12 protein-coding genes and 1 tRNA gene are annotated in these 13,206 nt (G+C 74.1%); 8 read left to right on the top strand and 5 right to left on the bottom strand.

The genetic code is table 11. The annotated features are described in order from the left end of the window. Positions 1-18: 18 nt before the first annotated feature. On the top strand, positions 19-1,380 hold the full coding sequence (locus tag Dvina_RS15360; RefSeq protein ID WP_223103159.1) for a M1 family metallopeptidase: 1,362 nt from the start codon (positions 19-21) through the stop codon (positions 1,378-1,380). A gap of 18 nt (positions 1,381-1,398) precedes the next feature. Then, positions 1,399-1,494, top strand: a tRNA-Sec gene (locus Dvina_RS15355). A gap of 5 nt (positions 1,495-1,499) precedes the next feature. On the opposite strand, the gene selB is transcribed toward Dvina_RS15355, so the two are convergent. Together selB and selA are read right to left on the bottom strand one after the other, a co-directional pair. Beyond that, a complete protein-coding gene (gene selB, locus Dvina_RS15350) occupies positions 1,500-3,209 on the bottom strand; it encodes a selenocysteine-specific translation elongation factor (RefSeq protein ID WP_223103158.1) in 1,710 nt (569 codons plus the stop codon). After that, positions 3,200-4,459, bottom strand: coding sequence for an L-seryl-tRNA(Sec) selenium transferase (selA, locus tag Dvina_RS15345; RefSeq protein ID WP_223103157.1), 1,260 nt, complete (start codon positions 4,457-4,459; stop codon positions 3,200-3,202). Before selA ends, selB begins: the two co-directional genes overlap by 10 nt. 173 nt (positions 4,460-4,632) lie before the next feature. On the opposite strand from selA, the gene Dvina_RS15340 reads away from it, so the two are divergent. The 3 genes from Dvina_RS15340 to Dvina_RS15330 all read left to right on the top strand — a co-directional run bounded on the left by Dvina_RS15340 (position 4,633) and on the right by Dvina_RS15330 (position 8,499). Further along, positions 4,633-5,136 (top strand): SigE family RNA polymerase sigma factor, encoded by a 504-nt coding sequence (locus Dvina_RS15340; RefSeq protein WP_223103156.1) that lies wholly within the window; start codon positions 4,633-4,635, stop codon positions 5,134-5,136. Then, positions 5,133-6,068, top strand: a complete 936-nt coding sequence (locus Dvina_RS15335) for a hypothetical protein (protein ID WP_223103155.1) — start codon at positions 5,133-5,135, stop codon at positions 6,066-6,068. Before Dvina_RS15340 ends, Dvina_RS15335 begins: the two co-directional genes overlap by 4 nt. Before the next feature lie 85 nt (positions 6,069-6,153). After that, positions 6,154-8,499 carry a putative bifunctional diguanylate cyclase/phosphodiesterase gene (locus Dvina_RS15330; protein ID WP_223103154.1) on the top strand — a complete coding sequence of 782 codons (2,346 nt, stop codon included), beginning with the start codon at positions 6,154-6,156 and terminating at the stop codon, positions 8,497-8,499. On the opposite strand, the gene Dvina_RS15325 is transcribed toward Dvina_RS15330, so the two are convergent. Continuing rightward, the gene (locus Dvina_RS15325; RefSeq protein WP_246656229.1) at positions 8,465-9,664 is read right to left on the bottom strand and encodes a condensation domain-containing protein; all 1,200 of its coding nucleotides are present in this window, start codon (positions 9,662-9,664) and stop codon (positions 8,465-8,467) included. The two genes, Dvina_RS15330 and Dvina_RS15325, sit on opposite strands and share 35 nt — an antisense overlap. Before the next feature lie 232 nt (positions 9,665-9,896). After that, on the bottom strand, positions 9,897-10,712 hold the full coding sequence (locus Dvina_RS15320) for a hypothetical protein (RefSeq protein ID WP_223103152.1): 816 nt from the start codon (positions 10,710-10,712) through the stop codon (positions 9,897-9,899). 90 nt (positions 10,713-10,802) lie between these two features. On the opposite strand from Dvina_RS15320, the gene Dvina_RS15315 reads away from it, so the two are divergent. Both Dvina_RS15315 and Dvina_RS15310 read left to right on the top strand, forming a co-directional pair. Continuing rightward, the gene (locus Dvina_RS15315; protein WP_223103151.1) at positions 10,803-11,270 is read left to right on the top strand and encodes a Clp protease N-terminal domain-containing protein; all 468 of its coding nucleotides are present in this window, start codon (positions 10,803-10,805) and stop codon (positions 11,268-11,270) included. Positions 11,271-11,367: 97 nt separating this feature from the next. Beyond that, on the top strand, positions 11,368-12,042 hold the full coding sequence (locus Dvina_RS15310) for a dienelactone hydrolase family protein (RefSeq protein ID WP_223103150.1): 675 nt from the start codon (positions 11,368-11,370) through the stop codon (positions 12,040-12,042). Here Dvina_RS15310 and Dvina_RS15305 read toward each other — a convergent pair. Beyond that, complete coding sequence (locus Dvina_RS15305) at positions 12,006-12,632, bottom strand: FMN-dependent NADH-azoreductase (protein WP_223103149.1); 627 nt, start codon at positions 12,630-12,632, stop codon at positions 12,006-12,008. The two genes, Dvina_RS15310 and Dvina_RS15305, sit on opposite strands and share 37 nt — an antisense overlap. Before the next feature lie 97 nt (positions 12,633-12,729). On the opposite strand from Dvina_RS15305, the gene Dvina_RS15300 reads away from it, so the two are divergent. Beyond that, positions 12,730-13,191, top strand: coding sequence for a MarR family winged helix-turn-helix transcriptional regulator (locus tag Dvina_RS15300; protein ID WP_246656228.1), 462 nt, complete (start codon positions 12,730-12,732; stop codon positions 13,189-13,191). The last annotated feature ends 15 nt before the right edge of the window (positions 13,192-13,206 follow it).

Genomic DNA, 13,206 nt, shown 5'->3' with positions numbered 1-13,206 from the left:
GATCGGATCCTGGCCGCTATGAGCATCCGGCTTCTGACCGCGTTCACCGCCGCGGTCACCCTCGCCTCTGCGATGGCCGTCGGGCTGACCGCCCGGCCGGCGAGCGCGGCCGTCGACACGACCCGCACCCCGGGCCTGGCCGACTACACCGTCACCCTCACGAGCGACAGCACCGGCGCCACCTGGGCCGGCCACGAGCGCGTCACGTTCACGAACACCTCGCCGAGCGCGCTGCCCGAGGTGTACCTGCGGCTGTGGGACAACTACCACGGCACCTGCCCGTCCGATACGCCGATCGCCGTGACAAACGTGACAGGCGGCACCGCGAGCGCCCTCACCGTCGGCTGCACGGCCCTGAAGATCACGCTGCCCGCGCCGCTGGCCCAGAACGCCACCGCGACCATCGGCTTCGACCTCGGCATCGCGGTGCCCGCGGGCGCCGACCGCTTCGGCCGCGACGGCGCGTACAGCATGATCGGCAACGCCCTGCCCGTCCTCGCCGTGCGCGACGGGGCCGGCTGGCACCTGTCGCCCTACACCGACAACGGCGAGTCGTTCTACAGCCTGATCAGCGACTTCGACGTCACCCTCGACCACCCCACGGCGCTGCAGGTCCCCGCGACCGGCACCTCCACCGACACCCCCGGCGCCACCGGCCGCACCGTCACCCACGCCGTGGCCGCGAACGTGCGCGACTTCGCCTGGGCCGCGGGCCCCTTCACGAAGACCACCGGCGTCTCCCCGGCCGGCTACCGCGTCAACGTGTACCGCACCGGCGCCATCAGCGCCGCGAACGCCCAGTCGATGCTGAACACCGCCACCGCCGCACTCGACGCGCACTCGCAGCGCTTCGGCGCCTACCCGTACGCCGAGGCCGACGTGGTGCTGGACAACAACTTCTGGTTCGGCGGCATGGAGTATCCGGGCTTCGTCCTCGACGTCGTCTCCTCGACCGCCCTGGCCCACGAGCTGGCCCACCAGTGGTTCTACGGGATCGTGGGCGACGACGAGTACACGACCCCGTGGCTCGACGAGGCGTTCACCGACTACGCCACCGACCTGTACTTCGCCAAGACCGGCACGAACTGCTGGAACTCGGTCACCTGGCAGTCCTCGAGCGAGCGCCTCACGAGCCCGATGTCCTACTGGGACGCCCACTCCGGCCGCTACTCGACGGTCGTCTACGGGTACGGCAAGTGCGCCCTGCACGACCTGCGCCGGCTCCTGGGCACCACGGCCATGAGCACCCTGATGCACGACTACGCGCAGTCCCACTGGTACGGCGTCTCCACGGTGCAGGACTTCAAGGCCGCCGCCCAGGCCGCCGCCGGCTCGACCTCGCTCACCTCGTTCTGGACCACCCACCGCATCGACGGCTGATGGTCTAGGGTGGAGCGCGGAGGCGTGAGGGCGGCTGGTGCCCCCCGCAGTCTTCAACACTGTTGTGGTCCGGAACCCGGGCCAGGCGGGTTCGATTCCCGTCCGCCTCCGCCATCCACCTAGCCGTTCACGGCGTGCCGGCCGTCGGCCAGGCGGCTGGTGCTGCCCCGGCGGTGCAGAAACTCCAGCAGGGGTACCGCCACCCGTCGAGTGGTCCCCAGCGCCTGGCGGGCCTCGCTGAGCGTGAACGGCTGGGGCAGCACCGCCAGCCGCTCGACCGCGGCCGCGGGCGCGTCCGGCAGCAGGACGATGCCGTCGGCTATGCGCAGGAGCAGACCCGCCTTCGCGGCCGCACCCAGCTCCTTCGGGCCCAGGCCGAGCGCGGACAGGCGGGCGGCTTCGGGAGCCGCGAACGGGTTCGCGGCCAGGTCGGTGCGCACGGCGGCGACCGCGCGGGCGACCGGCGCCGGCAGCCCCGCGCCGGTGCCGAGCGGTCCACTGTGGAGCCGGGCGACCAGGGCCCGGTCCGGCAGTCCGAGACGCTGGCGCAGGACCTCGGCGGACGGGGTGGGGTCGAGGGGGTTCGACTCGCCGTACGCGCGCACCTCGTCACGCAGCCGCACCCGCAGCTCAGCCTCGTAGGCCGGGTCGAGCCGCCAGCCCGCGCCCGGCGCCGGGAAGCCCATGCGGAGCAGGTCGTCGGCGTGGATCAGGCGGCGGCGGCGCAGCTCGCCCGGCAGGTCGAAGCGGCCGTCCATCATGGACAGTTCCGCGGCCCGGGCGGCCGCCGCGCCCCGGCGCCGCAGCGGTGGCGGGGCGACGTCCAGGACCGTGAGGCCGCCGGGGACCCGGTGCCGGCCCGGGTCGCGCAGCAGGGCCCGGTCGCCCAGGTGCAGCGGCAGGGGGCGGTCCAGGCGCAGGCGGGCGGTGTCCACGCCCAGCGGGCGGACCCGGGCCGGGACGGCGGCGGAGCCGATGTGCAGCACCACCGTGGACGGCAGGTCGGCCACCGGGTCGCCGTGGATGCGGGCGTCCAGCAGGGAGGTGAAGACGAACCGGCCCGGCGTGACGAGGGCGTCGCCGCGGGAGACCGACGTGTGCTGCACGCCCCGCAGGTTGACCGCGACCCGGGCCACGGCGTCCACTGTGGAGACCGCAACCCCCAGGGACTGCAGGGCCCGGACCCGTACACCCGAACCGTGCAGCTCCAACGCGGAGTCGGCCGTCAGGCGGCCCGCGCCCAGGGTGCCGGTCACGACAGTGCCGCTGCCGCGGATCGTGAAGGCCCGGTCGACCCACAGCCGGACCGGTGCCTCACGGTCGGGCGGTGGCAGGGCGGCGCCCAGGCGGTCCAGGGCCGCGCGCAGCTCGTCGAGGCCCGCGCCCGTGACCGCGCTGACCGCGACCGCCTCCACCGGGCCGAGCGAGGTCTTCGCCAGGTGGGTGAGCGCCTCGGCGGTGGCCCGGGCGGGATCGGCCAGGTCGGCCCGGCTGACGACGAGCAGCGCATGGCGGACGTCGAGCGCGTCGAGGGCGGCCAGGTGCTCGGCCGACTGCGGTTTCCAGCCCTCGTCGGCCGCGACGACGAACATCGCGGCGGGGGCCGGGCCGACGCCGGCCAGCATGTTCGGGACGAACCGCTCATGGCCCGGCACGTCGACGAACGCGACGGTGGCGCCGGACGGGAGGGTCGTCCAGGCGTACCCGAGGTCGATCGTCATCCCCCGGCGCCGCTCCTCGGCCCAGCGGTCCGGCTCCATCCCGGTCAGGGCCCGCACCAGCGTCGACTTGCCGTGGTCGACGTGGCCGGCGGTCGCGACTACGAACACTGCCGGATCGCCAGGGCCACGGCCTTGTCCGACTCCTCGGGGACGCAGCGCAGGTCCAGCAGCAGCCGGTCGCGCTCGACCCGCCCGACCACTGCCGGCTCGCCGAGCCGCAGCGGCTGCGCCAGGCCCGCCGGCAGCGCCAGCGCCACCGACGGCAGCTCGACCTCGGGCGCCCCGCCCCCGCCGACCACCGCGACGGTGTCCACGACCTCGCCCGCGCCGCCCGCCTCCCGCTGCAGCGCCGTGACCCGCCGGCGCAGCTCCTGCGGGTCGGCCCGCAGCGCCCGCCAGGTCGGCGTCTCGGGGCCGAGCAGCGTGGCCGCGAACGCGGCGAGGGTGAGCTTGTCGACCCGCAGGGCCCGGGCCAGCGGGTGGCGGCGCAGCGTCTCGACCAGGTCGGCCCGGCCGAGCAGCAGACCGGCCTGGGGACCGCCCAGCAGCTTGTCCCCGCTCGACGTGACGAGGTCGGCTCCCGCGCGCAGTACGGTCGCGGCGTCCGGCTCGTCGGGCAGCAGCGGGTCGGGCCGCAGCAGCCCGGAGCCGATGTCCACCACGAGCGGCACCCCGAGGCCGGCCAGGGCGGCGACCGGCACCGACGACACGAACCCGCGCTGGTAGAAGTTCGACGGGTGCACCTTGAGGATGAACCCGGTCTGCGGCCCGAGCGCCCGCTCGTAGTCGGCGAGCGCCGTGCGGTTGGTCGTGCCCACCTCGCGCAGCCGCGCCCCCGTCGACGCCAGCAGGTCGGGCAGCCGGAAGCCGTCACCGATCTCGACGAGCTCGCCCCGGCTGACGACGATCTCCCGCCCGGCCGCGAGCCCGGTGGCCGCCAGCACGAGCGCCGCCGCACCGTTGTTCAGCAGGTGTACCGCCCCGGCCTCGGCAACCGCGCCCGCCAACGCGTCAAGGGCGTCCCGCCCGCGCCGGGCCCGCCGCCCGGTCGCCAGATCCAGCTCCACGTCGGTGTACCCGGCGGCCGCCATGATCGCGTCGATCGCCGCCGCCGACAGCGCCGCCCGCCCGAGGTTGGTGTGCAGCACCACCCCCGTCGCGTTGATCACGACCCGGCTCAGCCGGAACCGCCGGGCCACCGCCTCCACCACGTCCCCGGCCGCCAGCTCGCCCCGGCGCACCCGGTCGAGCTCCGCCCGCGCGAAGTCCCGGGCCCGCTCGCGCGGATAGCCGGCCAGGCGCGGGTCGTCGAGCACCGTGTCGGTCCTGGGCACCGCCCTCCGGGGATCTGCAGCCACCACCCCTCCACGCTACCCGGACCCACGACGCCGGGCGCCGGGGCCACGAGGGGCCCCGCCCGTACGCCTCCACGAGCGGACTGTGCTCCCGGGCGGGAGCGTTCTCCGGGACGGGCCGGATGATTGTTCGCGCGGGTGTAGCAGTTTCGGCCGGGTGGGAGCGTTGAGTTGGGGTGACGTTCGAGGAGTTCGTGGCGGCCCGGCTGGGGGCGCTCGTGCGGTACGCCACGGTTGTCGCCTGGGACGCCGACCTGGCCGAGGACATCGTGCAGAACGTGCTGGTCAAGGCGCACGCGCGGTGGGGGCGCATCCAGCGGATGGAGGCGCCCGAGCGGTACGTGCAGCGGATGCTCGTCAACGAGTTCCTCTCGTGGCGGCGGCGGGCGGCGGCGCGGACCGTGCGGGTCGGGGACGGGATGGAAGGGCTGGTGGCGCCGCTGCCGGACCCCACGGGCGGGTACGACGAGCGGGACGCCGTGATGCGGCTCATCGGGACCCTGCCGCCGCGGCAGCGGGCCGTCATCGCGCTGCGGTTCTACGCGGACCTGCCGGTCGAGGAGATCGCGGACGTGCTCGGGTGCCGGGCCAGCACCGTGCGCACACACCTGGACCGGGCGATGGGCGCGCTGCGGGTCTCGCTGCCGCATGCGCTGACGGCGACGGGAGAGGTGCGATGAGCGATCCGCTGGAGACGCTGGTGCGCGACGCGCAGCGGGCCCGGGCCGGGGCCGGCCGGCCCGACCTCGAACGGATTCGGCGGGCGCTGCCGGTGCTGGTGCGGCGGCGGGCGCGGCGGCGACGGGCCGGGGTCGTGGTCGCCGCGGCGGTCCTCGTCCTCGCCGGCGCCGGCGGGGTCCGCGCGCTTCCCGGCGGTACCCCCGGCGTCCAGGCTCCCGGGCCGGAGCGCTCGCCGAGCGCGAGCACGAGCACGAGCACGCCACTCGTGGCGATGCCCTATGAGCTCGCCGACCCGCCGGGCGCGTACCGCGAAAGCCTGCGCACCATCGACGAGGAGCCGGACGGCGTCCGGGCGAGCCGGGTGTACAGCGACGGGCCGCGGCGGCTCGTGCTCGGCGTGCGGCCGGGGCTGCTGCCGGGCGGGGAGGTGGTCCAGGTCGGGCCGAACCCGGCCGTCTACCGGGTGCTCGGGCCGGACCACGCCGAGGTCGCGTGGGTGGCTCGGCTCGGCGGCGTGGTCGAGCTCGAGGCGGTCGGCACCGGGCTCGACCGGGACGGGCTGGTGGCCGTCGCGGGGCGGGTCGCCGACCACTCGCTCTGGCTGGAGAAGCCGATCACGCTCGGCTGGACGCCCCGGCATCCCATCATCCGGTACTCCACCATCCTGGGCGACAACCCGCCGCAGCTGAGCACCGTCACCGCCACCGGCGACGACGGCACCCTGAGCGTCACCGAGACCATCTACCAGGGACCGATCGCCGGCGCCGAGATCGTCTCCCTGCACGCGCAGCCCGCCTCGCTCGTCGAGGACGGGCAGCGGCAGAGCATCAGCCAGCGCATGCCGTACACCGACATCCTCGTGACGATCACGCTGGAGCCGCCGCAGGAGCGCCGGCAGTTCCTCGCCATCGCGGAAACGGTCACAACTTGACAACCGGGTACTGATCACCGGAAGGTGCGGTACCGTATCGCGCGTACATCGTCCTGATCACCGCTCAAGGTGAGGATGGCGAAGCTTGCCGCGCGCACTTGCGTCGAAGCCGCTCCTGGTCGCGGGCGTCTCCGTGGCCGCGGTCGTCGGGCTGGGCGGCTCCGGGCTGCTGTCGCCGTGGTGGTCGCAGTTCGTCGACGACCTCGGGCAGCTCGCCGCCGGGCTGGCCGCGGCCCTGGCCTGCTGGATCATCGCGCCCCGGCGGGCGGGGGCGCAGCGGCGGTGGCGGCTGTGGATGGGCGCCGCCGCGTCCGGGTGGACCGTCGGGCAGTGCATCTGGAGCTGGTACCAGCTCTTCGCCGACACGCCCCTGCCGTCCCCGTCGGCCGCCGACGCCGGCTACCTGACGCTGCCGGTCTTCGCGCTCCCGGCGCTGATCTCCCTCGCCGCCGCGCGGCCGCCCAGCGACGGGCCCCGGCGCCGGCCCGGGCAGCTGGTGATGGTGCTCGACGGCCTCATCGTCGTCGGGGCGCTGTTCGTGCTGACCTGGGCGACAACGCTCGGCTCGGTCGTGCACGCGGGCGCGCCGAACACGTTCGCGTTCGTGGTCGCCATCGCCTACCCGGTCACGGATCTTGTGCTGACCGTCATCGTCATCCTGCTCGTCGCCGGGTCGGCGCCGCAGAACCGGGCGCAGCTGACGATCCTCGGCGGCGGGCTGCTGAGCCTGTCGCTGTCGGACAGCATCTTCGCCTACCTCGTGTCCAAGGGCGCCGAGCGCATGCCCCCGCTGGCCGACGCCGGGTTCGTGGCCGGCATGGCCCTGGTCGCCGTGGCCGCGCTCACCCCGCTGCCGCGCTCCGGGCAGCCGCGCGCGGCCCCGGCGATGCGGCGCGGGCGATGGGTGCACCTCATGCTGCCGTACGCCCCCGTCGCCGGCACCGGCGTGCTGCTCATCGTCCAGCTCGTCCGCGGCATCCGGATGGACGCCGTCGAGATCGCCGTCGAGACCGCGGTGATCTCCCTGCTCATCATCCGGCAGGCGGTGACGCTCATCGAGAACGCGGTGCTGCTCGACCGGCTCTCCGACAGCCGGGCCCGCCTCACCCACCAGGCGTTCCACGACGGGCTCACCGGCCTGTCCAACCGGGTCCTCTTCCATGACCGCCTCGAGCACGCGCTCGCCCTGCACCACCGCGACGGCCACCAGGTCGCCGTGCTCTTCTGCGACCTCGACGACTTCAAGGCCGTCAACGACCGCTACGGCCACCACGCCGGTGACCGGCTGCTGCGCGAGGTCGCCGGCCGGCTGCGGGCCTCCGTCCGCGACACCGACACCGTCGCCCGGGTCGGCGGCGACGAGTTCGCGATACTCCTGGAGGGCGGCGGGGACCCCGGCGAGCCGGCCGAGCGGATCATGGCCGCAATCGCCCGGCCGTTCGACCTCGACGGCGCCGTCGACGCCTCGAGCGTCCGGATCGGGGTCAGCATCGGGCTCGTCCAGGCCGGGGAGCACGGGCCGGCCGGGGTGAGCGCCGACGCGCTGCTGCGCCGGGCCGACGCCGCCATGTACGCGGGCAAGCGGCAGGGCAAGGGCGCGCTGGTGCGGTACCGCATCGACCTGCCGGACGGGACGGGCAGCTCCGACCTGGCCGAGGCCCTGGCCGCGACACTGCGCGACGGCGACGGGCTCGACGTGCACTACCAGCCGATCGTCCGGCTGAGCGACGGTACCGTCGTGGCCGTCGAGGCCCTCGCCCGCTGGACCCACCCGGTCCTCGGCCCGATCGCCGCCGACGTGTTCGTCGCGACCGCCGAGGAGCTGGGCCTGATCCGGCTCGTCGACGACTTCGTGCTGGACCGGGCCTGCCGCGACGCCGCCGCCTTCGCCGGCCCGTGGGCCGACATCGCAGTGCACGTCAACACGTCCGCGGCCCGGCTCGGCCGCAAGGAGCACGAGGAGACCGTCCGATCCGCCGTGCACCGCCACGGTCTCGCCCCGCACCGGCTGCTGCTGGAGCTGACCGAAACCGTGCCGCTGCCCGACGTGGCCGCCGCGGCCTGGGCCGTGCACCGCCTGCGCCACTTCGGGGTCCGCTTCGCCCTCGACGACTTCGGCACCGGGTACAACGCCCTGGCCTACCTGCACGCCCTGCCCGTCGACGAGGTGAAGCTCGACCGCAGCTTCACCGCCGCCGACGGGCGCAGCGAGGCCATCTGCCGCTCGATCGTGCAGATCTGCACCGGCATGGGCGTCACGGTGGTCGCCGAGGGCATCGAGACCGGCGAGCAGCAGGCGGCGATGGCCGCGCTCGGCTGCGCCCTCGGCCAGGGCCACCACTACGGCGTCTCGGGCCCGCTCGCGCAGATCGCGCCGCCCGGCGTCCTCGATCCGGCTACTGCGCGGCGAGACGCTCCATCGCGCGCATGACCGCCTCGGCCGTGTCCGGGGCCAGCCGCTCGGCGTCGAGGTACACGCTGAGCCGCAGCGTCCCCGGCACGTCGTCGACGTGCACGAACAGCGGCTCGAACGACGGCGCGTCCTGCGCTGTCACCCACCGGAACGCGGACTCGCCCGGCGCGATCGGCTCGTCCCGCGACGGCCCGCGCCGATCGTTGAAGTAGCAGCCCAGCTCGATGTCCGGCCCGACCCGGGCGACGAGGCGCTCCATGGCGGTGTGGTGGAAGTAGGCGTACTTGTACGCCGCCGTCGTCACCCGCCGGGTGGCCTGCAGCAGCTCCCCGAAGTCCGCCGTCGTCACCGGCAGGCTCAGCAGGCCGGCCTGGGCGAGCGTGCAGACCACAGTGGATAGTCCGGGCCGGAACCGGTTGCTGACCATCGGCCGGATGACGACGGGGTCGGTGCCGGTCACCGCGTGCAGCGCACCCGCGAACGCGGCCAGCAGCACCGTGGAGCTGTCGAGTCCGGTAGCGGCCGCCCACCGTTTCGTGGCGCTGCCCAGATTCGGCGAGGTGTACTCCCCGTGCCAGTACCGCGGCCGCTTGACCTCGGTCACCGGCGGGAAGCGGTCGGGCGGAACGGTGCGCAGGATGTTCTCCCAGTACCGCTGGGCGGCCGCGTTGTGCCGCTGCCCGGCCGGCGACGCCTGCCAGTGCGCCTGGGCCAGGGGCTGCAGGCCGTCGACGGGCGTCGGCGTGCGGGCGGCCACCTCCCGCAGCATCGTCAGCGCCCCGGCCGCGTCGGTCACGAAATGCGACACGAGCACCACCATGTGGGTGAGCGCGCCCCCCTTGGTGACGACGGCCATCCTGATCGGCCACTCGGTGGCGAAGTCGAGCGGCTTGACCCGCCACTCGCCGGCCAGGTCGTCGGCCGTCTCCTGCGGGTCCGCATCGCCCGCATCGACGATCCGCAGATCGATGGCGCCGCTCGGGTACACCACCTGGGTGGGTGTCCCCGCGGCGTCGAACCGCAGCAGGGTACGCATCGGCTCGTACCGCGTCATGAGGTATCGCAGCTCGGCCTCGATGTCGGCGATCGCGGTCCCCGGTGGCAGCGGCTTCACCCCGCCCAGCGGCAGCCACGTGCCCTGCTTGACGATCGCCGACCAGTTCTCCAGCTGACCCCACGACAACGGGCCCTCACCGCAGGACTGGCCCGTGAACCCGACACTGACTCGATCCGGCGCAGCAGGCATTCCGCCGGCCCTCCCATCTCGTTCGACGGCAGTGCACGGCCTCTCAGCCCGGCCGGCCACAGCGCACGGCGGGCCGAGGCGGCCTGCAGAACGTGGCGGGTCGCAGCAGGACGCATCGGCGTTCGTCGTCGAAGCGTACGGAAGTCGATGCGTCATGACCATGCGCCGTCTAGCTGATTCTGGACCAGCTGTCGTAGTCGTGGACGGCGATACCCTGATAGGTCGGGTACGGCTTCGCGCCCGTGTCGATCGCCGCCAACTGCTGCCGCAGGGCGCTCTGCGTGCGGCCGGCGAACGTGCAGTAGGCGCAGTCGGCCGACGGCTGGGTCTCCGCGGCGAGCCGGACCGGCAGCCGGCTCTTCCGGGCCCGGGCCAGCAGGTCGGTGCCGACGTCGAGCACGGCCGCGCCGCTGTCCCGATACGACATGACGGTGATGGCGTCGACCCGCTGGATGACGGCCTCGGCGAGGTTCTGCGCCCCCACCTTGACGGTGGCGAGCCAGAACGGGACGTCGGCCTCCAGGGGCTCCGGCCCCGCCCGGCGCACCGCGTCGAGCATCGTCAGGTAGCTCGCGGCGATGCGCTGCTGGTCCTGGACCCAGTTGGGCAGCAGGTAGGGCTCGACGTCGAGGTGGACGCCGTCGAACAGCTTCATCGCGCTGACCCGCTGCCGCCACGCGACGGCGTCCTTCGGGTTCACCGCCCAGGCCGGGTCGCCGCCGAGCGCGGAAAGCCGGATGCCTGCCGCTTTCGTGCGCGCCCGCAGGTCCCTCAGGCGACTGGCGTCGGCCGTCGTCGGCGCCCACGGTACAGCCGCGAAGATTTCTTTGACACCGTGCTGCTCGGCCCAGGCCACGACGGCTGCCGGTGCGGCCCGGGACCACAGCCACATGGCCCGCTTGGCCGACTGTGGCACCGGGTCGGCCGCCGCGTGGGCCACCCCGGCCGGCACGAGCGCCGCCGCGGCCGCCAGCGCGGCCACCATCGTCAGAAGTTTTCGTCTCGTACCCATCATCCGGAGCATGGCCGCCTCGGGTTGCGCGCGGGGTGCGGGTTTGCTGTAGAAAGGAAAGCCGTGCTGGACCGCCTCACCACCGAAGCCCGAGCCGCCGTCACCCGTGCCGCCGGCCCCACCCCGCAAGCCCTGGCCGAGGCCCTGGCGACGTATCGGACCGGCAACACGGCGACGATATGGACCACCCCGCTCCCCGCAGCCCCGGCCCACCCGCCGTCGGCGCCGGAGCTCGACGCGGACGCGTCGGCGGTGCTGGACCGGGCCCGCGCGCTGAACCCGGACCACGTCGGCACCGAGCACCTGCTGGCCGCCCTGGTCCGCTCGGACCACCCGGACGTGGTGGCCTGGCTGGCCGCCCAGGGCGCCACGGCGGACGCCGTCGACAGGCTGCTCGCCGACCTCGACGGCGGCCTCGGCGTCGAGTCGCCGCCGGCCAAGGGCTCGTTCTCGCTGTCACCGGCCTGGACCGTCGCCATCACCATCGCCGTGGTGATCGTCCTCTTCGTCCTGTGCATCTGGGGCCCATGACCCCACACCCCGCCGCCGCGCCACCGGGGGTCCTGTCCGCCCACCCGGCCGCGGCCGGGGCCGGCGCGGGGGTTTGGCGGTCGGTAGGGTTCGGCGTATGCAGATGTATGTTGCGCGTCCCGGTGGGGCCGGGCCGCATCCGGGGGTCGTCGTGCTGCACCAGTTGTTCGGGGTGGATGGGAGTGTCAGGCGTTGTGTCGATCGGCTCGCCGCGGCCGGGTTCGTGGCGGTGGCGCCGGACCTGTATCACCGGGCTGAGGACGGGGTCGAGCTGCCCCAGGACGCGCAGGGTCGGCGGCGGGGGTTTGCGCTGATGGAGGGGCTGACCCGGGACGGGGTCGTCGAGGACGTCCGGGAGTGCCTGGAGTTGCTGCGGGCGGAAGGGGTGGCCGGGGAGAAGGCCGGGCTGCTCGGGGTGAGTCTGGGCGGCCATGCGGCGTTCGTGGCGGCGGCCCGGCTCGGCGTCGCGGCCACCGTGGTGCTCTATCCCGGGTGGCTCACCGGGACCGAGATCCCGCTGAGCCGGCCCGAGCCCACGCTCACGCTCGCGCCGGAGATCTCGGGCGAGCTGCTGTTCCTGGTCGGGGACCGCGATCATGTCGTCCCGGCCGAGGACATCGTGCAGGTCCGGGCCGCGCTCGGCGACCGCCACGAGGTCATCGTGTACCCGGATACGCCGCACGCGTTCTTCCTCGACGCAGACAGTGCGGCGGCCCGGGATGCCTGGGAGCGGATTCAGAAGTTCTTCGCGGCCTCGATCGCCTCGGTGTGAGCGCGGGCGCGGCGGGCTTCGGGGTCGGCGACGGCCAGGTTGGGGCGGAGCTCGACGGTGGTGAGGTCGGTGATGCCGGCCCAGCGGAGCCAGCCGTCGAAGAACGGGGACTGGAAGTCGGCGCCGAAGGACGGGGCGCGGCCCTCGCCGTACACCGCGCTCGTGTAGAGCACCGCCGCCTTGCGCCCGGTCACCAGGCCGGAGTAGCCCTGGTCGGGGTCGAAGCCGAAGACGGTGCCGGGCTGGCTGACCACGTCGATGAACTGCTTCAGGATGTATGGCACTGACGCGTTCCACATCGGCACCGAGAACAGGTACTTGTCGGCGGCGGCGAAGCGGTCGAAGGTGGCGCGGGCGGCCTGCCAGGCGGCGGCGCCGGGGCCGGTCGGGGTCCGGCCGGCGAAGACGTCCATCTTGGCGGCCGCGGCGGCCGGGCCGAACTCGGGCAGCGTGCCGTCCCACAGGTCCCACTCCGCCACCTCGTCCTCTGGGTGCAGCTCGCGGTACACCTCCAGGAATGTGCTCGCCAGCGCGAGGGACTCGGACTCGTCGCCCCGCGGGGACGCGGCAATGTGCAGCAAACGTGTCACAACAACCTCCGGGTATAAATGTGCGTGCGCACGCACCTTGACTCCGGCCAAGGTAGCCGTGTGCGTGCGCGCGCACAAGAGTTGGTACGGTGTGACGGTGGACAACACTGCGGCCTGGGCGGCGCTCCTGCGGGTGCACGCCGCGCTGACGCCGGTGCTCGACCAGGAGCTGCAGGCCGCGCACGGACTGCCGCTCACCTGGTACGACGTGCTCCTCGAGCTCAACGCCGCCCCGGCCAGGCGGCTCACCATGTCGGCGCTCGGGGCGGCCGCCGTGGTCAGCCGCAGCCGGGTCAGCCGGGTCGTGGACGAGCTGGTGCGGGCGGGGCTCGTCGAGCGGGTGGCCAACCCCGACGACAAGCGCTCGGCGTTCGCGAAGCTCACCGCGGCCGGGCGGGCCCGGTTGAAGGCGGCCGCGCCGACCTACCTGGCCGGGATCGAGCGGCACTTCACGGGGCAGATGACCCGGGCCGAGGCGCAGACCGTGGCGACAGTGCTCGCCAAGGTGCTCCGCGCGCACGATGCATCGACAGTCATCCCACTGGGCCCGTCCCGGTGAAGATGCGCCCGAACC

Source organism: Dactylosporangium vinaceum, assembly GCF_019904175.1.
Classification (GTDB): Bacteria; Actinomycetota; Actinomycetes; order Mycobacteriales; family Micromonosporaceae; genus Dactylosporangium; species Dactylosporangium vinaceum.
This window is presented reverse-complemented; position numbering and strand designations above follow the sequence as displayed.